At 43.8% G+C, this 22,817-nt stretch carries 18 protein-coding genes; 11 read left to right on the top strand and 7 right to left on the bottom strand.

Going from position 1 to position 22,817, the window contains the following annotated elements; all coding sequences use genetic code 11:
- Positions 1-200 precede the first annotated feature (200 nt).
- Positions 201-827 carry a pseudouridine synthase gene (locus tag JMX70_RS05870; protein ID WP_201590382.1) on the top strand — a complete coding sequence of 209 codons (627 nt, stop codon included), beginning with the start codon at positions 201-203 and terminating at the stop codon, positions 825-827.
- A gap of 251 nt (positions 828-1,078) precedes the next feature.
- Complete coding sequence (copM, locus tag JMX70_RS05865; RefSeq protein ID WP_201590380.1) at positions 1,079-1,921, top strand: CopM family metallochaperone; 843 nt, start codon at positions 1,079-1,081, stop codon at positions 1,919-1,921.
- 114 nt (positions 1,922-2,035) lie between these two features.
- Here copM and JMX70_RS05860 read toward each other — a convergent pair whose 3' ends face one another.
- Positions 2,036-4,006, bottom strand: a complete 1,971-nt coding sequence (locus JMX70_RS05860; RefSeq protein ID WP_201590378.1) for a M61 family metallopeptidase — start codon at positions 4,004-4,006, stop codon at positions 2,036-2,038.
- A 33-nt stretch (positions 4,007-4,039) separates the two neighbouring features.
- Between JMX70_RS05860 and JMX70_RS05855 the strand changes: the two genes are divergently transcribed.
- Positions 4,040-4,195, top strand: a complete 156-nt coding sequence (locus tag JMX70_RS05855; RefSeq protein ID WP_201590376.1) for a hypothetical protein — start codon at positions 4,040-4,042, stop codon at positions 4,193-4,195.
- Between the two features lie 137 nt (positions 4,196-4,332).
- Positions 4,333-4,818 carry an FKBP-type peptidyl-prolyl cis-trans isomerase gene (locus JMX70_RS05850; RefSeq protein ID WP_068407618.1) on the top strand — a complete coding sequence of 162 codons (486 nt, stop codon included), beginning with the start codon at positions 4,333-4,335 and terminating at the stop codon, positions 4,816-4,818.
- Between the two features lie 483 nt (positions 4,819-5,301).
- Here the strand turns inward: JMX70_RS05850 and JMX70_RS05845 are convergent, their stop codons facing one another.
- A complete protein-coding gene (locus tag JMX70_RS05845; protein WP_200662549.1) occupies positions 5,302-7,512 on the bottom strand; it encodes a carboxy terminal-processing peptidase in 2,211 nt (736 codons plus the stop codon).
- Positions 7,513-8,066: 554 nt separating this feature from the next.
- Here JMX70_RS05845 and nagZ point away from each other — a divergent pair.
- Complete coding sequence (gene nagZ, locus JMX70_RS05840) at positions 8,067-9,137, top strand: beta-N-acetylhexosaminidase (RefSeq protein ID WP_201590373.1); 1,071 nt, start codon at positions 8,067-8,069, stop codon at positions 9,135-9,137.
- Between the two features lie 131 nt (positions 9,138-9,268).
- Here the strand turns inward: nagZ and JMX70_RS05835 are convergent, their stop codons facing one another.
- Positions 9,269-10,861: an OmpA family protein gene (locus JMX70_RS05835; RefSeq protein ID WP_201590370.1), complete on the bottom strand. Its 1,593-nt coding sequence runs from the start codon at positions 10,859-10,861 to the stop codon at positions 9,269-9,271.
- A gap of 433 nt (positions 10,862-11,294) precedes the next feature.
- Positions 11,295-12,962, bottom strand: a complete 1,668-nt coding sequence (locus JMX70_RS05830; protein WP_201590367.1) for a hypothetical protein — start codon at positions 12,960-12,962, stop codon at positions 11,295-11,297.
- Positions 12,963-13,487: 525 nt separating this feature from the next.
- Here JMX70_RS05830 and JMX70_RS05825 point away from each other — a divergent pair.
- From JMX70_RS05825 to JMX70_RS05800, 6 genes are all read left to right on the top strand, one after another.
- Complete coding sequence (locus JMX70_RS05825) at positions 13,488-14,096, top strand: rhomboid family intramembrane serine protease (RefSeq protein ID WP_144297420.1); 609 nt, start codon at positions 13,488-13,490, stop codon at positions 14,094-14,096.
- 130 nt (positions 14,097-14,226) lie between these two features.
- Positions 14,227-15,183 (top strand): metallophosphoesterase, encoded by a 957-nt coding sequence (locus JMX70_RS05820; RefSeq protein ID WP_201590364.1) that lies wholly within the window; start codon positions 14,227-14,229, stop codon positions 15,181-15,183.
- Between the two features lie 119 nt (positions 15,184-15,302).
- On the top strand, positions 15,303-15,881 hold the full coding sequence (purE, locus tag JMX70_RS05815; protein ID WP_144297418.1) for a 5-(carboxyamino)imidazole ribonucleotide mutase: 579 nt from the start codon (positions 15,303-15,305) through the stop codon (positions 15,879-15,881).
- A gap of 219 nt (positions 15,882-16,100) precedes the next feature.
- Positions 16,101-17,447, top strand: a complete 1,347-nt coding sequence (locus tag JMX70_RS05810; protein ID WP_201590361.1) for a 5-(carboxyamino)imidazole ribonucleotide synthase — start codon at positions 16,101-16,103, stop codon at positions 17,445-17,447.
- Complete coding sequence (locus JMX70_RS05805) at positions 17,447-17,896, top strand: YaiI/YqxD family protein (protein ID WP_144297416.1); 450 nt, start codon at positions 17,447-17,449, stop codon at positions 17,894-17,896. The genes JMX70_RS05810 and JMX70_RS05805 overlap by 1 nt, the downstream gene beginning before the upstream one ends.
- Positions 17,897-18,188: 292 nt before the next feature.
- Complete coding sequence (locus JMX70_RS05800) at positions 18,189-18,827, top strand: NAD(P)H-binding protein (RefSeq protein WP_201590359.1); 639 nt, start codon at positions 18,189-18,191, stop codon at positions 18,825-18,827.
- A 148-nt stretch (positions 18,828-18,975) separates the two neighbouring features.
- Here JMX70_RS05800 and epmA read toward each other — a convergent pair whose 3' ends face one another.
- The 3 genes from epmA to JMX70_RS05785 all read right to left on the bottom strand — a co-directional run bounded on the left by epmA (position 18,976) and on the right by JMX70_RS05785 (position 22,506).
- Positions 18,976-20,001, bottom strand: coding sequence for an EF-P lysine aminoacylase EpmA (epmA, locus tag JMX70_RS05795; RefSeq protein WP_201590356.1), 1,026 nt, complete (start codon positions 19,999-20,001; stop codon positions 18,976-18,978).
- 87 nt (positions 20,002-20,088) lie between these two features.
- The gene (locus tag JMX70_RS05790; protein ID WP_201590619.1) at positions 20,089-21,201 is read right to left on the bottom strand and encodes a 4-phosphoerythronate dehydrogenase; all 1,113 of its coding nucleotides are present in this window, start codon (positions 21,199-21,201) and stop codon (positions 20,089-20,091) included.
- Between the two features lie 150 nt (positions 21,202-21,351).
- On the bottom strand, positions 21,352-22,506 hold the full coding sequence (locus JMX70_RS05785; RefSeq protein ID WP_227671177.1) for an AI-2E family transporter: 1,155 nt from the start codon (positions 22,504-22,506) through the stop codon (positions 21,352-21,354).
- Between the last annotated feature and the right edge of the window lie 311 nt (positions 22,507-22,817).

Below are 22,817 nucleotides of genomic sequence, written 5' to 3'. Positions count from 1 at the left end.
CCAATCAATATTATAAATACCACAATGCTAACAAGGTTATCTTATAACTTGTTTATGGTTATTAGTAGGCACGCTTAGCCGGGTTATTTTTTAGCAAAAACCCGTTTTTTTACTTTTGCGTAAAATCGTCTTAGACTGCCATGCGCAACATCAATTAGCCATGTTGTAGCAATCAATTTATTTTTGGGAAATGCCATTTTATGTCGACCTCTAGCCTAGTTTTATTCAACAAACCTTACGGCGTCCAAAGCCAATTTCGTGATGACAGCAATAATGACCATACCACTCTATCGCAATATTTCACTGACAAATCGCTGCGCGTTGCCGGCCGACTTGATGCCACCTCAGAAGGCTTGCTGATTTTGACCAGTGACGGACGGGTAAATAAAGCCATTACTCAGCCGCCGTCAGCCAAGAACTTCGCCCAAAACAAGCAAAAACAAGGGAAGACTTATTTGGTACAAGTCGAAGGTTTGGTAAGCGCGGCTCAACTAGAGCAATTGGCGGCGGGAGTACATTTAAAAGACGGCAAAACCTTGCCAGCAGTTGCACGACTGGTCGAGGAAGGCGATTTGCCGATTGACTTATGGCAACGTAATCCGCCCATTCGCGAGCGTAAAAACGTGCCAACGTCATGGCTAATGCTAACTATTTATGAGGGCAAAAATCGCCAAGTCAGACGCATGACCGCCCATGTTGGACTGCCTTGCTTGCGTCTGATTCGTTGGTCGGTGGCAGGATTTGAGCTTGGTTCGCTTGGTGTTGGTGAGTTTGTGCGTATTTACCTAAATAGTGAGCGCTGTCGGCAGTTAGGAATTGTCGATTAGATTAGCGTGGCAAATTAAACCTTATCCGCTTATATGAGCCAATTTTGCTCTGATTTAAATATTACGACTTTTTAAACGGCGTGTCTCGAACGCGTAAGGTTTATTTGTTAAGATGCAAAACTGCGCTGACTTGCCAACCTTGCCGTATTTTCGCGTTTTATATCGGTTTAAATTTGGCCATTATTTATCTTGCTTTCTGTCTTATTCTTCGTTGAGCCTGTTTTCTGTTTTTTTGATAGTAAGGATATATCATGATTGCCTCTCGTCATTTTGCTTTGTTTGCTACCAGTGTGGCTACTACCCTGCTGCTAATCGCCTGCCAGCCAGCAACTGAGGATAATGAGGTAATGCCAATAGAAAAGGCCACTCAAGCCACTAATGAACCATCTGAAACAGCTCCCGAGGTTGCCCATGCTGAGCACGACATGGCTGCCAATGATGAGGCGGTAAACGCTGAAAAAATGTCAGATACGCTGAAAGACTACACTAAAGCTATGACCAGTATGCATAATGAAATGATGGTTGGCATGGGTTATAACGATCCTGATACCGCCTTCGCCAAAGGCATGCTCGGGCATCATCGCGGTGCGGTAGATATGGCAAAAATCGAGCTAAAGTACGGCACTGATGAAACCATGCGTAAACTTGCACAAGACATCATCGACTCGCAGCAGCTTGAGATTGATATTCTTAATAAATGGCTCGCAAGCCATCCTGATGCGCCCAAACCAAAACCCAATACCGAAGCCATGCAAGAAGCGTATGTAAAGGGAACGAATACCATGCATAGCGATATGATGCTCGGTATTGCTGAGCCTGTCGCTGATATGGCATTTGCGCGCGGTATGCTGCCGCATCATATTGGCGCAGTAGACATGGCAAAAGTGCAACTCCAATACGGTACCGATGAAGAAATGCGCAAATTGGCACAAGACATTATCGATGCTCAGCAGCCTGAGATTGAGTTGATACAAAACTGGATTGCGGCAAATAAAGCGCCTGATACCGCGACTATCAATAGTGATGACACCGTTATCAATGATGAAGCAAATGATAAAGAAGCAATCAAAGAAACCACTAAAGCGACAAGTTAAACAGCTATAACGTCTTAACTGTTATTTATAGTACTTTGAATATTAAAAATATAAACCCTTGCTAAGTACGCAGCTTAGCAAGGGTTTTTAATGTCTTCACGCTTTATTATTTATCTATTCACTTTGATGGCGTGCTAGCGCATTTAGCCATGTATTTTCAGTATTGGCGTACACGACAGAGTCCCCATCGCCTTCGCAATCGGTACTAGCCCTTGCTAGACGTAAGCTGACGCTATGTGGAAATGCTTTTTCATTATCGTCATGCGCGTCTTTATCAGCGAAATCAGATTTAGGTAAAACTTTCACCGTCATCAGCTCATCACGGCGGAATAAATGGCATTCCACAGCGCGCGTGGCCTTACTAAGCGTTGCTAATTGCTTGGTGTCTGCTTTAATCCCATCGATTGCAACAATGACGTCATGCGCTGAAATACCCGCCTTAGCGGCAGCGCTGTCACGGTTGACGCGATTAACCTTAAGTCCAAGCGGCGTCTCACTACAACGCATGCCCCACGGTATATTTTTATCGGCAGTCTCTTTAGTGTTGGTATGAATCTTAATACCATTTTCCGCAAGCAGCGTCTCTAGTGGTAGCTCCTCAACGCCATTAACATAACGGCGCTCAAACTCTTCCCAATCTGCTAACGGCATAAACTGCCCGATAACTGCACCCATATCGGCACTACTGATGCCAATACGTTTATTATCCTTTTGCTTTGCTTGGCTATAAAATTCTTTAACCACATCAAACAAACGATAACGCCCAGCACTTTTTGTAAGCAGGGTTAAATCCAAGCATAACGCCACCAACGCGCCTTTGTTGTAATAACTGATACCTGCATTGCCGGTATTTTCATCGTTGCGATACAGCTTAATCCAAGCATCAAAGCTCGACTCGGCGACACTCTGATGCGTGCGCCCCGGTGTTTGATAGTAGCGATTGATTTGCTCAGCCAGTAATTTAAGGTAACTTGCTTTATCAATGACACCTGACGCCTGCAACATAAAATCATCGATATAAGAGGTAAAACCTTCAAACACCCAAAGCAGCGGCGTAAAAGCTTCGCGGCGTAAATCCACCTCTAGCATCACATCTGGACGGACAGTTTTGACCCACCACGCATGAAAATACTCGTGACTGCATAAGCCCAAAAAGCGTTGATAGTCGCTACTTGGTACTTTTGGCTCATCAGCATTGGGCAAATCGCGGCGCGGGGTAATCAAACTTGTCGAGTTGATATGCTCAAGCCCGCCATAATCCTGCCCACTGGTAAAGGTCATAAAGGTGTAATCGTTAAAGGGCGCATCACCAAGCCAATCTAGATAAGTCTGACAGATTTGGGTGACGTCTTGCTGCAAGCGTCCCATGTTAGCGCTATGCTTACCTGAAAGATAAAAATGATGGCTAAGCGTCTGATGGCTATTATCTTGAATGATAAAAACAAAGCTATCTTGTTCGGCTATCTCAAACGGATGATCGATAAGTTCGTGATAGCTGTCTGCTTGTAGAGTATATATTTGCGGTTTATCAATTTGCGCCTGTACTGCCTCAAGTCCACATGCCAAGCGCACAAGACTAGCGTCTTTATCAGCTAAAAATGCAGCTGGCACGATTAAATCAACTTCTACCTCTTGTTGTTCTTGCCCACCAATCGCTAATGCAAGCGAGGTAAAATTGCCATACAAACGCTGCTGATCGACATACGCCGTACGCACCGATAAATCATAACAATACACTTCATAAAGGACGCATATGCGTTGCCCTGCCTGCGCCTCTGGCAACTGCCATGTATTTTTATCGGTTTTTTGCGCGCGGTACGTGTTGATTTGTTTATCGTTAGAAACGACTTGACTGTCTAAAATTTCATAATGTACCGCAGTGATATTACGGGCAAATTCACGCATTAAATAGCTACCCGGAATCCATGTTGGCAACCATAGACTTGGCGCGTCGGTATCAGCGGTAAAGGTCAGCGCGACATCGACCAAATGCTCTAAAAACCGGGCAAAGTCAAATTGATAAGAGATACCTGCACTCTGCTGATTCGAATTATTAATCGGTGAGGCTTGAGAAGATAAATTCATAATCGTTATTATCCTTATGTTTATGACTATGGTATGAGCCATCCTGTAAAAACGCAACTGGCAAACTTTAGCCTCTTACCTTTACCAACCACCAAAACTGAAAAATCATATTTATTTACATTAATTCGCCCAATAATTGCTATTTTTTCGGATTTTAACCTTGAAACCAATGGCAGGCATCGCAATTAAAGATGCTAACTGCTAAAGTTACCCTAATAAACTGATGATAATTAACTAATGACGTGGCTATTTGGCTGGCTGATTGGCTTTTTTAGGTTTATTGCAACCGTATTTAAATTTCAATAACGACATATTTAGGATAATTTATGACTACTATCGCAAAAGACACTGCCGTCAAGTTTAACTACACGCTAAAAGACGACGAAGGCAATATCCTTGACCAGTCTCCAGAAGGTCAACCGCTTGCGTATTTACATGGCCATAGCAACATCATCCCAGGTCTTGAGCAACAACTAGAAGGCAAATCTGCTGGCGAAAGAGTCAATGCCGTTGTAGAGCCTGCTGATGGTTACGGTGAATACCAAGAACAAGCGGTACAACATGTACCACGCGAAAACTTCCAAGGCGTTGATGATATCCAGCCTGGTATGCAGTTTCAGTCAGAAGCTGGCGGTCAAGTGATGCTAGTAACTGTGACTGACGTCAACGATAAAGAAGTGACGGTTGATGCAAACCATCCGTTAGCTGGTAAGCGTTTGACCTTTGATGTAGAAATTCAAGAAGTACGCGCAGCCACTGAAGACGAGCTAAACCACGGCCATATCCATGGCGCTGGTGGCGTTGAGCACTAATTTCTTCTTGAGTTTGGCGTAATATTTTCAGACGATAAGATGCTTAGACGAATAGTTAATTATTAATGAATAGTTATTGGTAATGCTAGGGTCGTCTAGCTATAAAGGTCAGTAGAGCAATCTACTGACCTTTTTTTTGAATAAATTTTAAAGATTACAGACGTAACAAAGCCGCATAACAACAAGTATTATGCGGCTTTTATCACCAACCATCCATGTTAATGTTATCAGATACTTAATCCCGGAGCATCTTATAACGTTCAGGCATCCAGCCTTATCTTCCCTAATCAGCAAACCACCTATCCCTGATGCGACCTTTGCGATACCAATCCCTAGTATCTATGAACCTTTTCGTTCAATCGTGCCGTACAGTTATAATCGCAGATTGGCATGAGGTTAGTAAGAGGTCTAAACGTCAATGCGTGTAAGCATATGCTTACACGCATTGACGTTGCCGATAATGACTGTTCAAGAGTTGCTTTTTTATAGCTTCTCTTCTGGGCTAGCCTGCATCTTTGGATCAGCGCTAAGCATGATATAAGCCGCTTCCTTAATGAAGGCTTCATCCTCAGGTAGCTCAGGACGCTCACTTTCTTTCATCTGACTGCGCTCTTCAAACTTTGCATCCATTGCTGCTTGGTAAGTATTCCAGTTGGCATAAGGACGCTCGCCCGTTGCAATCAGACGTTTATTTTCCGCTTCCAATGAGCGTTTTTCTATCAACTGCATTTTGGCGCGGCGGCTATTGATATCAAGAGGAATCGGTTTTTTCTCATCTTCCATATTACGAATATCATTTAGCGTCGATAGATACACAAAGTGCGGGTTTTGCTGCTGACGGATTTTTGATTGCTGATTTAGCGTTGCTAAGGTATTGGCAGAGAATTTACCTTCAGGCTTATAAGGGGCAGTTTTAATCGTATCCCATGGTAAGGCTTTTTTCTGCGCGCGCTCGCCAAAAGTCGCATCATCGTAGATATTAACCAATTCAATATCAGGGACCACGCCTTTATTTTGCGTACTACCGCCAGTGACGCGGTAGAACTTACGCTGCGTGAGCGTCGCTGTACCCAAAGCCAAGCTGTCTAGCTGGATTTGTGCTGAACCTTTACCAGTTGTGGTGCTACCGACCACCAGCCCGCGACCGTAATCCTGAATCGCAGCAGCAAAGATTTCACTGGCAGAGGCAGACGCTAAATTGGTCAAAACAACCACTTTGCCGTCATAAAGCTGCTCGCCGCCATCGTCATCGCGGTAGACTTGAATATTGCCGCGATTGTCACGAATTTGCACCAATGGGCCGCTTTTAATAAAGAAGCCGAGCATTTTCGCAACTTCATCGAGCGAGCCGCCTGGGTTATTACGTAAATCAACCACTAGACCGTCGATATTTTCTTTATTCAGCGCTTTAAGGGCTTTTTCGGTATCGTCACTGACACTACGGTACTCTTCACCATTGCGGCGCGCGCGATAGTTGAGATAAAAACTTGGTATCTCAAGCACACCGATACGTTTTGGCGTTTTATCGATATTGGGACGCTGTACTTCAACGACGCGCTGTTTTACGCCCGACTCTTCTTGCTGAATAATATCGCGTACTACCGTCACATTACGGGCGCTGGTATCGGGCGTATTTGGTTGACGCACCTTAATGGTCACCGAGGTGCCACGTTTACCGCGAATCAGACCGACGATTTCACGTGTTGACCAGCCAACCACATCAACCATGTTCTCGCCGTCTTTGGCAATACCAATAATCAAATCATTGGGCTTAATCTGCCCCGATTTGGCTGCTGGGCCCCCATCTACCAAAGTGACAATGCGAGTATAATCTGGGTTTTTACGGTCAGGACGGATAGAAACCCCGATGCCTTCTAATTGCAGACTCGATTGAATTTGTAGCTCATTGGCTTGGATTGGCGCATAATAATTACTGTGCGGGTCATAAGTGAGCATTGCCGTATTTAAGATGGTTTCCATGATTTCATCATCTTTTAGACGGGCAAGCTGCTCTTGCTGACGTGATAAACGATTGAGCAAAATCTCACTTGGCGTGCGCTCATCATTACGCAGCAAGTCTTGGCCGCGCGTGATGTCAGGATTGCTTAAAAAGACTTTCTCTTTCGCCTTTTCGTCTTCTTGACCTAGGGTAATGCTCATCAACTGAAACTTCAGCTGGCGTGTCCAATAGTCGCGCTGTTCTTTTTTGGTTTTAAAATGACTGAGCTTTTCGCGGTCAAGGACAATGCTATCTTTACTGGTCAAATCTATCTTTGTTTTCAGCAGTTGTTTTGATAGGGTAAAATATTCATTAGAGCGCTGACGGTAACGCTCAAAAATCGCCACTCCAGCCGATAGGTCGCCACGTTTTAGGCGTGCAGCAAATTCGTCGGCATATTTTTTCTTAAATTCATCGACATCAGATTGCAAAAACAAGGTATGGTTTGGATCGAGACTGTCAATATACATAGACAAAATCTCGCTACCCATGGCGCTATCGAGCGGCTGATTGAGATAATGGCTACGATCCAGCAAAGCGGCTACTTGGCGGGTGGTAACCTGTTGCTCAGGGGTGGCTTTAAAGCCTGCCGTATTGCTATCAGCCACTGCGGTACTGTAGCTTTGAGTAAGGATAAGACCAGCGACGCCCACTGACGCTGCACTAAGTAACCACTGTGCTGGTTGTTTTTTCATCGTATATACCTAATTATTTTAAGTTAAAAGTATGCTGAGTTGTTATTACCAATAAAGGTTATTTAATAGACTATGAGCCAAAAAATGTCGTGATTTTTTACCCTATTATATTTACCATTAAACCATAGGTTACGCTAGCATTAAAAGCAGGCAAATATAGGATAGTTATCTTAGGATAAGGCATTATTTTTATGGTTAAAAATCAATCAATACTAGCACAGCTATAAATACACCACTGTCTCAATCTGTATAAACAATCTTACACGCGGTCTGGCTATTTTTTAGCGCATCCATTGGTGCATTTGGTTATAAGCGTGAATCATCTTGTTTAAACTTATCATTTAAACCTAACTTATTTAAGCCAAGCAAACCGCTATTATGCGTCCCTTGCAATCACTGGCTTAATATAAGGTAAAAGTGAGTAGCGACAAACCATCCGTAACAGAAAGATTATCTATAAGAAAAAACCCTCTCATCTCTAAGCTCTGTCTCGATTTGACTTATAATATAGTGCAAATGAGAAAACAACCTTCTAGCCTGATAAGGATTACGCAATGTACGGCGTTTTAATGATTGATATCGATAGTACCGCACTGACTGCTGAAGATGTCAGTTTAATCAAACAAGCACAAGTAGGCGGGGTGATATTATTTGCCCGCAATGTGGCAGATGCGGCGCAAGTGCGCGCTTTGTGTGACGATATCCGCCAACACAATGCCGATTTATTGATTGGCGTCGACCAAGAAGGCGGTCGCGTTGCCAGATTACGTCAGGGTTTTACGCCATTACCGGCGATGGGCAGGCTCGGCGAATTATTTGACCAAGACCCTAGTCGCGCCTTGAGCCTTGCTTACGATTGTGGTTATTTGATGGCAGCAGAAGTATTGGCGGTCGGCATTGATTTGAGCTTTGCGCCGGTGCTCGATAGAGGCGGTATCAGCCAAGTGATCGGCGATCGCAGTTTTCATCAAAACCCACAAGCCATCATCGCTTTAGCAAGCCAGTTTATGCGCGGTATGAAAGCGGCGGGAATGGCAACCACGGGTAAGCACTTTCCCGGTCATGGAGCCGTCGCGCCTGACTCGCATTTGGCAGAAGCAATCGATACACGTAGTTTAGATGAGATTATCAATTGCGACATGCAGCCGTTTACGCAGACGCTGCCTTGGCTTGATGCTTTAATGCCGGCGCATGTGATTTTCTCACAAGTCGATAATAAACCCGCTGGATTTTCAAAAATTTGGCTCAAAGACATCATTCGCAAACATCTGAATTTTGATGGGGTTTTATTTTCTGACGATTTATCAATGGCTGGTGCGCAAGCTGCCGGTGATGTCAGCGCCCGCGTCAAAGCAGCAATTGAAGCAGGCTGTGATATTGCTCTGGTTTGTAATGACCGCGTTGCTGCTCACGAAGCAGCCAAAGCAGCCCAAGAGCTGCCCTATCCAGACCAAAAGCGTATCAAAGCCATGCGCGGACAAATACCTGTTTGGCAGGGCGACCTTGAATCGACATGTCAGCAGTTTGACTATTGGCACCAAGCAAAGGAAAATATCTTACAGACCTTTTTTGCCAGTCAAACGAAAGCACCTACTGAGTCAAAAGATCCAACTGCTTATAAGTAATTTATTTAACCAAATTGTTTTTATTTCAGTTTTTTTGATGTAATAAAAAACCGCACCTTAAACATAAGATGCGGTCTTTTTAATATTAATACTAGCTATCGATAAACAACTATAAGTCAGTAGAACATTTATTAATTACTGGCTTTTGGGTCTAATGCCGTACCACGACTGGCATCATCAGCATCAGGCATTAGATCATCATTATCACTGTCTAATGGATTTAAGTCTGGGTCAAGGGCACTGTTACTAATCGCCATGCCATCGTTTGCATTTGCTGTCTCATCATAGACCACAAACTCAATACGGCGGTTACGGAAACGACCTTGCTCAGTGGCGTTTTCAGCAATAGGATCGGTCTCACCCATACCTTTAGTCATCAGCTTAGTTGGATCAACGCCTTGCGCGACCAAATAATCCTTCATAGATTGGGCACGCTCTTCTGACAGCTTCATATTGTAAGCAGCATCAGCAGTTTTATCAGTATGACCAATAATCATCAGCTTCATATCTGGTACTTGTTCCATCAGTTTTACAGCGCGGTCTAATAGCGCTTTATTGGCATCAGGAATAACGGCTTTATCTACTTCAAAATTCACCACTTGTAGGCTGAGCGCACGAGCCACATCTTGAGGGTCAGGATTTTGGCCAAGGTTATCCATCGCTGCTTGAGAAGCTGTTAAGCTATTATCAATCTCAGCTTGGGCATCTAATGGCGCTTCTGGCTTGACGGTCATCGCTGGCGTCGCTGCTTGTAAATCTGTAACCAATTTATCTAATGCCGCAGCGTCAGGCGCATTAACGGTAATCGTATCGCCTTTGATTAACATGCTCGCATTCGGTACGTTTTTGACGATAGGTAATATAGACGCAAGCTGAGCGGCAGCAGGCATGTCAATTGAGAAGTTATCATCGACATCCGCACGGCAATTATTGGCTTCATCACCAAATGTCGCTGTCAACGCGTCCATCACGTTGCCTTGTAGCGTCTCGTTACCAACGTTCATACGGCAGGCATATAGTCCACTATTTTCACCAGTCGCAATACGTAGTGAAGCCGGTTCTATATCGGCTGCAACCACTGTTTGTCCGTCATTAGCCGCTTGCTGCTCAGTGGCAACTGGCGTACCGACTGGCTCAGGATTGTCTTGACAACCTCTGAGTAGCGCCCACGCTAATGCGCCTAAGATAATCAAACCGATAATCGGTAGCAGCGCTTTCATAAAGCTGCCTTTTTCTTCTTCTTCACGGCGAATAGGTGCAGTGCTGACCGTATCAGACACATGAGCACCAGCTGGTGCGGCAATCATACCTGCAGGCAGAACGGCGCTTGCCCATGCCGGAATATGGTGCTGATAACTGGCAAGATTGTCATTTAAAAACTGTGGCACGGGCGTGGTTCCGGCCAAGCTTTTGATTTCGTGATACGCTAACGGTGCGGCCATCGCAATCAAACCACGGGCTGCAGTTGCATCAACGTTATGTTTACCCGCAAGCTCACGGGCAATTTGGTCGCGGTGGGCGCCATCGGTCCATACGCGGTCATAAAACCCTTGGTCATCACGGGCGATATTTTCATTAGCAAAACGTGTATAAGTCGTATTGTCTGCTAGACGTGCGGCAAAAATAGCATAAAATTGTTCAAGTAAGTTCTGTTTAGCGGGATTGCGATCATCGCCTAATACTGCAGGGCTAACCGTCCGCGTTAAGTGACTGATAATGTCCATAATGTCATTCCTCAATAATTGTTATTTTGAATAATTCTTTTGTACCAAACTGCATTCTCAAAAAACTGAAAAGTTAATAGTACTGATATTTCTTAATAACGATATTTTTTAATATTAATATTTATATCAGCATTTAATAAACATTAGGTATTAAAAAGCGGCTTAATAAATATCAGCACTATCTACATTCAACTTTTGTCATTATAAAAGTATTAAGGTTGTATTCACAATCGATGGGCTGTTGTGCAATTGCTACGTTAAGTAATGTTTCAGTTGTGACACGTAACTGCGAAGTCTTTACAGTACAAATTACTAACATATCCATTATATCTGGAAATGACTGTCTATCTTTTTAGGCAAAAATAAAAAGGAGGATAGTCAATGATTGATCCTACCCTCCTTTAGCTCATTGTTTGTTAGACGTTTTAAACTATCATCTTGCTTGCGCAGGCTCCGCCACGATAACGCTATTGGCCATATCGTCTACTTCTGATTCTGAAAAAGGTCCCGGTGGTCGCGTTGATGCGGGACGGTCATTGCTTCTAGGTTCATTGCTTCTAGGTTCATTGCTTCTAGGTTCATTGTTTCTAGGCTCGTTAGCTCTAGGCGGATTATTAAAATCATTATTGCGTGCCGGTGCAGGCGTCACGCTATCACCGGTGACGTCATCAGAAGCTTGATAGTCGTTATTGCTATTTGCATTACTGTTATTCATATTATTAGTGCCAACGTACTGGTTATTTATGCTGCTTCCATCTTGGGCAAACTGATTGCTTGCACCGTTCATCGCCATATTATCGGTGTCTATGCCGCTTTCTGCATTATTAGGCAATGGTAGCGGCGCGGTACTATCTACCATTATCGCTGGTGCCAAAGTACGGATATCAGTGGACAATCTTTGTAGCTGCATACCATCCGGCGCTTCTATTGTCATACGGTCATTTTGCAACTGTAGACGGGCGAACGGTGTCGCTCTTAATAATGTCAGGATATTGGGTAGTGCTTCGATAGGCATATTGGCAATATTGTTAGCCACGCCTTCTTGTACCGTAAACTGACACATCCCTGCCTGCTCGCCAAAACTGCTATTGAGCGCTTGTTGGAGGGTGCTTTGTAGCGCGGCGTCACCGACGGAGGCGCTACAGGTATAAAGACTGCCGCTATTATCCACACCAACGATAAGCGTAGCGGGCGTCAACACCTGCGCGGTTGGCTCAGCGACAGGCGCTACCACAGCGGGTGCAGTCACCACTGGCTCTACAGGCGGGACTTCATTAGGCTTAATTAAAAATGCCCATACCAATCCAATCGCTGCGATGGCGGCCAATAATAAAAACACCCGTATTAATAAGTCATTACGTTGGTTGCGGGTTCGTACTTTTTCGCGCTTTAAACTGCTGTTTTCTGCTAAGTGATGCTCAGCAGGATTGGCATGAATGGCACTCACAGCTAGGCTGTTATCGAAGCTTTCACTAGCAAGTTCTGTTGCCACGCTTGGTTGTTTTATCAAGTTCGCAGAAGGGCTTACCACGCTTGCTTCAGTAGCATCTTTATTTAATAAAACAGTTTCTGTCGCCGCATTGACTATGGCGTTTTGATAATCAAACAATTCATCAGGGTTATCTTGTGCGACGGTAATGAGCGGTGCTGCCCATATCGGCAGGTAATGGCGCAGTGAAGGTTGCTCATTTTGTAAAAATGCTGGTAAAAACTGCCCGTTAGCCATGACCTTAAGTTCACGGTAAGCCAGTGGCGCAGCATTCATAATAAGCTTTGTGGTAGTCAGCTTATCAATATGATGGGTCACTGCCAGCTCTTCGATAATGGTTTGACGCGCGCTTGGGGCTTGCCATAATTGCTCAAATAATGGCGTCTCTACTATATTTTCATTGGCAATTGGCTCATCATCACGCAATAACTGCGAGTAAATTTGCGGCAATGCCAAACGCGCCGCCAAAATGGCATAAAACTGCTCTAATAAGCTGACATAAGACACGCTGCCGTGATCAATACGATGGCCATCAATAACCTGTTCATTATTAATTTGGCTACCTAAGACGGCTGGGGTTACTATCTGCTCTAATTGGTCGATGATATTCATAAGTTCCAGCCTTTATCGGCGTTAATTTAAGATATGAGACAGCGATTCTTTTTTGACTTCGGTTTTATACGCTGTAGACTGTAGCACGCCCATAAAAATGCGCGCTTAACAGGTCAGCACTTAGTCGATACTTAGTCAGTACTTAACAAGCTAATATTGGCATATAAATTGCCTATTATTTTTAATCTTTTTTTAAAATTTCAACAAGCGTAAAACTGGATAAATATCACCGATCTATTATTTATTTTTAGTAAATATTTATTCTGTCGTTAAACGTTACGGTCAGTATACGAAGCATTACTTAGTTGCCTGTTACGCTGTTATATTATTCAATATAAACGATTATTAAAGCATAATTTTGTCGTCTATTGGTTTTTTGCCTTAGCATCACTGTTATTACTGTTGGTGTAAGCTTTAGCTATTTTCAGCATCCATATTTAGTTATTTTTTATCCAACTTATTTGGTCTTTAAGCACTACGCTCTATAACACTGCCCCCTATCAGGCTCGGCCTAAGGACTCTCCTTTGTTCAACCACACGACGCTTATTATCATTATTACGGTTATTGTCAGTTTATTGGCGTGGCAAAACAAAACCCTGTTTAATCGACTGATTTTTTATCCGCCGGCGGTGAATAACGGTCAATGGGATCGTTTTGTGACCCACGGCTTTATTCATGCCGATGCGATGCACTTGCTGTTCAATATGTTCACCCTGTATTTTTTTGGCCGGGCTATCGAAGGCTTGTATCAGTCATTTTTATTCGGTTATGGTTTTGTGGTTTTTTATGTGTTGGCTATCGTAATCGCCATGGTGCCAAGCTATCTTAAAAACAAAAAAAGCGCCAGCTATTTAAGCCTTGGTGCTTCAGGTGGGGTTTCAGCGGTGCTATTTGCATTTATTTTACTGGCACCGTGGGAAAAAATTTATCTATTCGCCATTATTCCTATTCCAGCGATAGTGTTTGCCGTCGCTTACGTTGCTTATAGTATTTACGCCGATAAACGCGGTGGCTCCAATATCAATCATATGGCGCATATGTGGGGCGGCGCGTTTGGAGTGATTGCGACCATTATTTTAGAACCTCGCGTCTTGCCGCACTTTTTAAATGCGCTATTGTCTCCTGGGCTGTAGAACATTTAATAAAATCAAGTGGTGAAAGTCGAAGCTTGGTTTATAAATGAATTTTTAGTAGTTAAGCAGTTAGCGATGTTTTTTAGTAATTTTATTTTGAACAAAATATTTAAGAATTTAATAAATAATTATGATTATAGATATTATTGGTGATATTCACGGTTATGCAGACAAATTGATTGGGCTGCTAAAACAGTTAGGCTACGTGCATAATGGCAGTCACTTTGTACCGCCAGTAGGTCATCGGGCGCTATTTATTGGTGACCTGATTGACCGTGGTTCGCAGCAGGTAGCTACTCTTGAAATTGTTTTTGCGATGCTAGATGCAGGCGTGGCCGATGCGGTGATGGGCAATCATGAATACAACGCCTTGGCTTTTGCGATGCTTGACCCAAAGCAGCCCGAGCGCTATTTACGCTCGCATAGCGATGTTCATGTACGCCAACATGAAGCGTTTTTAGCCGAAGTGTCCTTTGGCTCAGAAGCGCATCAATACTGGTTGCAGCGCTTTTATGAGATACCGCTTTGGCTTGAGACCGATTATGCCTGTTTTGTCCACGCTTGCTGGGATGTCGATAGCATGGCGGTATTAAAACCTTTATTAACTACTGATAATTGCCTAACCCCCGAAGCGGTCATTGCCAGCTCACAAAAACATAGCCCCGCCTATGAGGCGCTTGAGCGTGTGTTAAAAGGTGTGGAAACTGCGTTACCTGAAGGTTTGGTTATGGTCGATAAAGACGGTGCAGCGCGCTCACAAGTACGCGTGCGCTGGTGGCTTGATGAGCTAAATAAGCGGCCTATACATGAAATCGCCCGTGCGCCAAAATCGGGCTTGGCGCAGATTCCAAACGATGCCATGGCAGAGAACATTGAATTTGCCCTTAAAACGCACAAACCCGTGTTTGTTGGGCATTATTGGCTCACTGGCAATCCTGAACCATTGAGCAACCAAGTGGTTTGCACCGATTATTCAGCAGCCATAGATAGCGGTTATATGACCTGTTATCAGCTGGATACTGAGCTGCCATTACCATTGAAAGCCAGTAACTTTGTGCAATATCGCCATGATGAAGGCCCATTATAAATCGATAAAACCGCGACATAAAAAACTGCTATTTAGTCAGCTTTGACATTAAACGACAAACTTGGCTTTACGAAGGCAGCAAAACTTTTGTATGATGGTCTTTTTGAGGATATCAAAGCATGAGCACCACCTCCGCTACTGTGAACCCTACTACACAAAACGCTGCTATTGAGCAAAACGGCCCTATTACCTCCCCTGCCGGTCAACCAAAAGTTGGCATTATCATGGGCTCGCAGTCGGATTGGGCGACCATGAGTGCAGCGGCGCAGTTGCTTGCTGACTTTGATATTGCCTTTGAATGTGAAGTGGTGTCAGCCCATCGTACGCCAGATAGATTGTTTGATTATGCCAAAAGCGCGAAAAATAATGGCTTGCAGGTAATTATCGCTGGAGCGGGCGGCGCGGCGCATCTGCCCGGCATGTGTGCCAGTCAAACGCCGCTGCCTGTGTTTGGGGTGCCTGTTAAATCATCCATGCTTAGCGGTTGGGACAGTCTGCTTTCTATCGTACAAATGCCAAAAGGTGTGGCTGTTGGCACCTTAGCCATTGGTACTGCTGGTGCCTATAACGCGGCCCTCCTTGCCATTCAGGTGCTGGCATTGCATGATGAATCGCTTGCCACTAAGCTTGATAACATGCGTCAAGCGCAAACAGAGACCATTCTTGCAAGTCCAACGCCCGGTATTATTAATCAGTAAAGTAAGCAAGATGAGTTAACCTTTTAGCAAAAACCGCTGTTATCAATACTCTTGCTAGTAATATTTTATACTTACCATGCGCTAAACTTGATATTTATAGCCAAATGAGTTTTACTAAAGATAAGGTGCATACGGTGCACCTTTTCCTATTTCTAACCTTAATTTTTAGCTATTCATCCACTAAAAACCCTTATTCACTTTAAATGTAAAGAGCCTGCCATGACTACCGCCAATGCTTATCCTGTTACCCAGACCATCCGTACCATCGGTATTTTAGGCGGCGGTCAGCTTGGTATGATGCTCGCCCAAGCTGCCCTGCCGCTCGGTTATCAGTGCGTGTTTTTAGAAGACAATGCCGACTGCCCTGCCAGCCTTTACGGAAAAGTTTTTTCTAGCGAGCAATTAGATGAGTTTATTGCCGCAGCTGACGTCTTTACTTTAGAGTTTGAAAATACGCCAACGGCGACTGTTGAACAGTTAGCGCATCTATCGAAATCAGGCAGCAAACAAGGTATGTTCCCGCCACCGCTTGCCCTTGATATCGCTCAAGATCGCTTAAAAGAAAAAGGCATGTTTAATGAGCTTGATATCGCCACCGTGCCATTTATGGCGGTCAATTCTGAAGCTGAATTAAAACAAGCTTGCGACGAGCTAGGATTGCCTATTGTGCTCAAGACCAGCCGCGGCGGTTATGATGGTAAGGGTCAATTCGTTATTAAAGAAGACAGCGATATCAAAGCCGCTTGGCATGAGCTAAAAGACGCGGTTAGCGGTAAAGGCTCATTGACACCAACACCTGCGCCCCTAATCGCAGAAGGCTTTATTAACTTTAGCCGTGAAGTGTCTATCATTGCTGTACGCGCGCAAAATGGTCAGGTGCGCTGCTATGATTTGGTCGAAAATCACCATCATCATGGTATCTTAGCCAAAACTCGCGCCCCTGCCGTTGGTACCAGCCATTTATTTCAGCAAGCAACCGATGCCATTAGCACGGTGATGAATCACTTGGGTTATGTCGGTGTGATGGCGCTTGAGCTATTTGTGAGTAAAGATGCTCGCGGTAACGATTATCTGCTAGCCAACGAGATTGCTCCGCGCGTCCATAACTCTGGACACTGGAGTATCGAAGGTGCGATTACCAGTCAATTTGAAAACCATATCCGCGCGGTGGTCAATCTGCCCTTGGGCGATACCGACAACGTCCATCCAGCAATTATGCTCAACGTCTTAGGTCAATATCCTGATATCAGCGCGGTGCTCAATATCGATGGCGCTCATTATCATAGCTACCATAAGGCTGAGCGCGAAGACCGTAAAATTGCCCATATCACATTGATGCCAAATGACGTGGCGGATTTAGAACCTGCGCTAGCAAAACTGGTTGCGGTCTTGCCAAATAAAGTGGGGCTTGATAAAAAACTGGCCCCTACTATTACCGAGAAGCAAACAAGTACGCTAGAGGAAGCAAGCAATACGAAACCTAACAGTATTTCAGAAGATAATGAAAATGAAGTCAAAGGTAGCCAAACAGAGGCATTATTAAAGACCGATAAGGCTGAGAAATAATGCAGATTTGGGTAGATGCCGATTCGGTGCCACTGATTGCCAAAGACTTAATCATCAAAACGGCTGAACGTACCCAAACGATGGCGATATTTGTCGCCAATCAGCCGATTAAATTGCGCAAATCACCACTGCTCGTCATGACCGTGGTACCGTCAGGGTTTGATAAAGCCGATGATTATATCGTCGAGCAAATCCAGCCAGGTGATTTGGCCATTACCAGCGACATTCCTTTGGCCAATGATATTTTAGATAAAGGCGGTATGGTTTTGACCACCCGCGGTGTGGTTTACGATAAAAACAACATCAAGCAAAAGCTTAATATGCGCGATTTTATGGATACCATGCGCGGTACGGGTGTGCTTGAGTTGCAAGAAATGAGCGGGCAGAAACCTTACGGCGACCGCGACAAAAAAGCCTTTGCCGACGGGCTTAATCGCTTGGTGCGTTAATTGGTGCGGTCATTTCTTTTACTTATCAATTTGAAAACCCTACCTTTTAAAACTTCTTAAAAAGTTTCTTATCTCTATAAATATCAACCGTCACAAAGTTCAGTCTTGCAAACCCTATACACTCCATAACCAAACACTATGCAATCAGCACGCTTCATAACGAAGTGTGCTCGTCATTATTGTTACCCTATAGGCAACTTTTAAAACGATCAGTTTTAAACAACTGCTTTTAAATAACAAGTTTTAAAGTAGAGATAACGCATATAAAACTCATATAATAATAGGAATGATAATGAAAATATTAGTGATTGGGGCAAGTGGTCGAGTAGGTTCTGATTTGGTTAAGCAGTTATTAGCGGCTGACCATCAAGTGATTGGCACAACCCGTCAAGATGAAAAATTATTTAGCGATGACAATTATAGTCAGTTAGATTTAGATATTACTGCTGAGAAAGACGTGATTCAACAGCAGATTGAGCAAGATATCGATGCGGTTTATTTTGTTGCTGGTTCCGGTGGGAAAGATGTCTTAGAAGTCGATTTGCATGGTGCGGTCAAGACGATGCAAGCAGTTCAAGATAAAGGTATCAAACGTTATATCATACTAAGTACGGTATTTTCCTTAGATACCAGCAAATGGGATCAGCCTGGTATTGCCGATTTAAAAGAATACTATATCTGTAAGCATTACGCCGATCAGTGGTTGGTTGGAAATAGCACGCTTGATTACACCATTGTACAAGCAGGTGCGCTAAAAGAGCGCGCTGGTACTGGTAAAATCATTGTTAACGATGATAATGCGGGCGAAAACGCTATTGAAGATGTGGCTACAACATTAGCAGCGGTACTTAATGCTGATAATACGATCAAAAAAGTCTTTAGTATGCATAATGGTGAGACCGCCATCGATGCAGCGCTGGCTAAACTTTAGCAAATAAAAGCTATAATAAATAATATGTAGCTTTGAAGCATTGTTAAAAACACAGAAATAAAAAGGCGCATAAACTATCTGGTTTATGCGTTTTTTATTATGAATTATTTAAAAATTAACGGTTACGTTAAATGATATTAAAAAACAACTAAGCTAGGTTACTTGGAAATGGAATGACGTCTTCTAAGCTGCTGGCACCTGTGATGACCATCAGCAACCTATCAATACCGACGGCGATACCGCTACAAGGTATCAAATCATCAGATGCTGCTAATAAATGCTCATCGATTGGCATTTGTGGCAGATTATGCCGCTTGCGCAATTGATTATCACGCTCAAAGCGCGCTCTTAACGCCTGCCCATCTGCTAGCTCATCGTAAGCGTTGGCAATCTCAGTGCCATTAATATACAGCTCAAAACGCTTAGCAACCGTATTACCGTCTTTATCGATAGCCGTTTTCGCCAATGCTGCCGTCGCCGGCGGATATTCTATAATCAACGTCGGCAAATCGTGCCCCAAATTTGGCTCGACGGCATGACTAAACAATAAATCTAGCCAACTTTGGCGAATATCTTCTTCACTATTGCTGGCACCATTTTCTGCACTATTAAAATCAAACCCTGTTAAACCTTTGTCTTCTGCCACCGCTTGTAGCGCGGCAAGACTCGCCGTTAAGGGATGAATACCCACAAAATCCATAAAAGCATCGACGTAACGATAATGACTCAGCACAATCGGATAACCGTAAATCGCCTCCAATAGCTCGCCCAATTCAGTACCCATATCTTCTAGGCTATAGTTCGGCTGATACCACTCAAGCATGGTAAATTCAATATTGTGGCGCACGCCTATCTCATTGTCACGAAATACCGGACAAATCTGGTAAATGGGCATCTGCCAGCTGGCAAGTAGGCGCTTCATGGCAAACTCAGGCGACGTATGCAGATAATAGGTACAAGGTTTGTCTTGATACGTGACCTGCGTGGCGACCGATTGCAAAAAGGTATCGGTATTACCCGCTTGTGAGAGCAACGGCGTCTGCACTTCAAGCACGTGACGACTGGCAAAAAACTGCCGAATAGCATTGATAAATTGCGCCCGCTTTTGTGCCATTGATAGCGTCATGGTTGGCGCATAACTGGGTTTAGAGGAAAGGTTATTTGCTTGGGTCATTACTCTCTACTGTAGTTTTCGAATAAAAAATCAAATAATTAAAATAGGCTTTGAAATGGAGTTTTAATCTTTAAAGCTGGTTGTCTTTTAAAACTGCCATTCGCGGCGTAAATGATAATCTCGGCGCAATTGATCAAAATCAGTGCCACTTATTTGTCCGTTTATTAATTTATCTCGTAGGGCGGCATCATCTGCCATGATGTCATAAAACTTCACCAATCTATCTGGATGCGCCTTTAGCTCAGACCATAAAAATATATTGAGTGGCAGCAATTTATGCATGGTTTGCACAGGGGCCACTGTTAATTTTTCACACAGCGCATCATAAATCATTTGTGTACCGCGGAGCTTACCCTCCAAGGTATAGCCTGCAATATGTGCTGTGGCAATCGCAAGTTTAGATAATAAATTTGCTGCTATCTCAGGCTCATGTTCAAATACATCGAGTACCACTTGGCGTCCAGTACGGGCAATATCTGCCTGCAAATCATCGGCATTAATGACCGGCCCACGCGCGCTATTAATCAACAAAGTATCTGCTGGCATCGCAGCTAATGCTTCTTTATCAATTAAATGACGAGTTGGATAGTCGCTACCAGTAGGATTAGTGGCATGTTTTTTATCGGTCAACGGCACGTGCAAGCTAATCACATGACTTTGGCTCAATACTTGCTCAAAGCTGGCGTTATTAATGGTCGATGCAGGCAGTAGCGGATCGTAACCCAATACTTGCCAGCCTAAATCATGAGCGTACTCCACAAGAGTACTACCAATATTACCCAGTCCGATAATGCCCAAGGTCGCGGGCGGCGTCGATTTCTGCCAATATTGTGGACGTAAATTTAAGATAGCGGTCAATACGTACTGCGCAACCGAATGCTTACTGCAGCCTGCGGCATTGGCAAAGGTAATATTGCGCGCTGCCAAATAGGTTTGATCGACATGGTCAGTACCAATCGTCGCCGAACCAACAAATTGAACGGTATTATTGTTTGCCAATAGCGGCTCGCCAACTGGCGTAACCGAGCGTATCAACAGTACGTCAGGCTGATACTCTGCGAGCAACTGGGCATTGATAGCGCGCCCAGCAACGCTAATAATATTTACTGGTCGTTTATTATTTTGCCCAAGCGTCGACGCATTAAAAAACTCATCAAGGCTAGCGATATTGCTATCAGCAATGATAGTTAGAGGACGCATATGTTCATTATTTGCAGCGCTCGCATGTGGCATTTTTAATTATCCCTATCTCTAAAGGTTTATTATCAATGATTGCTGGATTAGCAAGGTGTATTTTTTATAGGTTGGTTTTAATAGTTTTTAAATTGCTGTTTAAATTAAGCACACGCCCTAATCCGTAGAAACGATATTTTCGTCTTTATTTTGTGCCGTAACTTTAGGGTGCATCTGGGCGTCAACAAGCATATCTTCGTGCTGCGCAAATAAATCATTCTTATGCTGCGATATCCACTCACGCCATACTGCAAGGCCAATTGCCAATACTACAGGACCGATAAACAAGCCGACAAAACCAAACGCCGTCAGACCACCCAACACCCCGATAAAAATAATAATAAAAGGAATTTTGGTCGCGCCGCTGATGACGATAGGACGAATAAGATTATCAACCCAGCTGATAACCAATATGCCCCAAAGCGCCAAGCCAATCCCTTCTACAGTATGACCTTGGCTTAATAACCAAATAGACACCCCGCCCCAAACAAATGGCGTACCAAAGGGAATTAAAGCGATAATAAAAGTAACAATGGTCAGTAGAATAGGACTTGGTGCACCAGCGAAATAATAACCAATACCAGCGAGCAAAGCCTGAGCCAATGCGGTCAAACCAATGCCATACACTACCGCGCGCGTGGTCGTACCGACCGAATCAATATAACCATCGATGCGATTACCAATGATATTGCGTAAGGCTTGGCGGATTTGACGTACCAAACTGGTGCCATCGCGATAAAAGAAAAACAGCGTCATCAGCGCCATCCCCATTTTGGCAAGACCACTGAAAACGACATCGAACGCGACTTTGCCATAATACAGATGCGACTGTACCCACAGGCGAAAAGCCTCTAGCGTGCCTTCTGGGTTTTTATTAATTCTCCACAACACATCTTTGACTTGCTGTCCGATGACGGGTAAGTCCTTGATAGAGTCTGGCACATCCAAATAGCCAACCTTGATGCGATAAATTAAGTTGCTAATTAGGCTTAAAGCTTCTTGCTGCAAGATAAAGACACCAGCAACGAGCGGCAGACCAATCATCAATGTGATGCTGACCGTCATAATAGTGGCGCTAAAGTTTGAGCTAAAGCGAACGCGCTGATGAAAAAAATTATAAATAGGAAAGGTGACGTACGCCAAAATCGCTGCCCACAGTGCCGGTACAATAAAAAACTGTACGACTTGAAAACACAATACAATCAGCACTACCAGCAAAGTAATAGCCAATAAGCGCTGAATAATAAATTCTTTTGTCCAGTTTTCGATCATAGCGTATAAACCAAGAGCGGGCAGCAGACAGTCAATTTGGCGCTGCTGTAACGTTTATAAATAGGTGGATAAAAATTACAGACCGCGTCCATCATTTATATCCCTTAGCGAGTGTGTTGCGTTATAAATTTTACGTTGTAAGCTTTGCGAGATATTCGCTTCATGAATTAGGCGAAATCATTGCGAAAAATAAGTCTAATAATAGCGCTACCGTACCATAGCGCGCTTTTATAAACATGTTATTTGGTTATAAAAAACAGTATTCATCTATAAAAATAATTGTGATTCATAAAATCGCTCTTAACTTGCCA

It is taken from the genome of Psychrobacter pulmonis (genome assembly GCF_904846465.1).
GTDB classification, from domain to species: Bacteria; Pseudomonadota; Gammaproteobacteria; order Pseudomonadales; family Moraxellaceae; genus Psychrobacter; species Psychrobacter faecalis.
This window is presented reverse-complemented; position numbering and strand designations above follow the sequence as displayed.

What these genes read in the sequence shown, in the direction of transcription:
- JMX70_RS05870 (WP_201590382.1), top strand. Translation starts at nt 201, where the DNA reads ATGTCGACCTCTAGCCTAGTTTTATTCAACAAACCTTACGGCGTCCAA.
- copM (WP_201590380.1), top strand. Translation starts at nt 1,079, where the DNA reads ATGATTGCCTCTCGTCATTTTGCTTTGTTTGCTACCAGTGTGGCTACT.
- JMX70_RS05860 (WP_201590378.1), bottom strand. Translation starts at nt 4,006, where the DNA reads ATGAATTTATCTTCTCAAGCCTCACCGATTAATAATTCGAATCAGCAG.
- JMX70_RS05855 (WP_201590376.1), top strand. Translation starts at nt 4,040, where the DNA reads ATGAGCCATCCTGTAAAAACGCAACTGGCAAACTTTAGCCTCTTACCT.
- JMX70_RS05850 (WP_068407618.1), top strand. Translation starts at nt 4,333, where the DNA reads ATGACTACTATCGCAAAAGACACTGCCGTCAAGTTTAACTACACGCTA.
- JMX70_RS05845 (WP_200662549.1), bottom strand. Translation starts at nt 7,512, where the DNA reads ATGAAAAAACAACCAGCACAGTGGTTACTTAGTGCAGCGTCAGTGGGC.
- nagZ (WP_201590373.1), top strand. Translation starts at nt 8,067, where the DNA reads ATGTACGGCGTTTTAATGATTGATATCGATAGTACCGCACTGACTGCT.
- JMX70_RS05835 (WP_201590370.1), bottom strand. Translation starts at nt 10,861, where the DNA reads ATGGACATTATCAGTCACTTAACGCGGACGGTTAGCCCTGCAGTATTA.
- JMX70_RS05830 (WP_201590367.1), bottom strand. Translation starts at nt 12,962, where the DNA reads ATGAATATCATCGACCAATTAGAGCAGATAGTAACCCCAGCCGTCTTA.
- JMX70_RS05820 (WP_201590364.1), top strand. Translation starts at nt 14,227, where the DNA reads ATGATTATAGATATTATTGGTGATATTCACGGTTATGCAGACAAATTG.
- purE (WP_144297418.1), top strand. Translation starts at nt 15,303, where the DNA reads ATGAGCACCACCTCCGCTACTGTGAACCCTACTACACAAAACGCTGCT.
- JMX70_RS05810 (WP_201590361.1), top strand. Translation starts at nt 16,101, where the DNA reads ATGACTACCGCCAATGCTTATCCTGTTACCCAGACCATCCGTACCATC.
- JMX70_RS05805 (WP_144297416.1), top strand. Translation starts at nt 17,447, where the DNA reads ATGCAGATTTGGGTAGATGCCGATTCGGTGCCACTGATTGCCAAAGAC.
- JMX70_RS05800 (WP_201590359.1), top strand. Translation starts at nt 18,189, where the DNA reads ATGAAAATATTAGTGATTGGGGCAAGTGGTCGAGTAGGTTCTGATTTG.
- epmA (WP_201590356.1), bottom strand. Translation starts at nt 20,001, where the DNA reads ATGACCCAAGCAAATAACCTTTCCTCTAAACCCAGTTATGCGCCAACC.
- JMX70_RS05790 (WP_201590619.1), bottom strand. Translation starts at nt 21,201, where the DNA reads ATGCGTCCTCTAACTATCATTGCTGATAGCAATATCGCTAGCCTTGAT.
- JMX70_RS05785 (WP_227671177.1), bottom strand. Translation starts at nt 22,506, where the DNA reads ATGATCGAAAACTGGACAAAAGAATTTATTATTCAGCGCTTATTGGCT.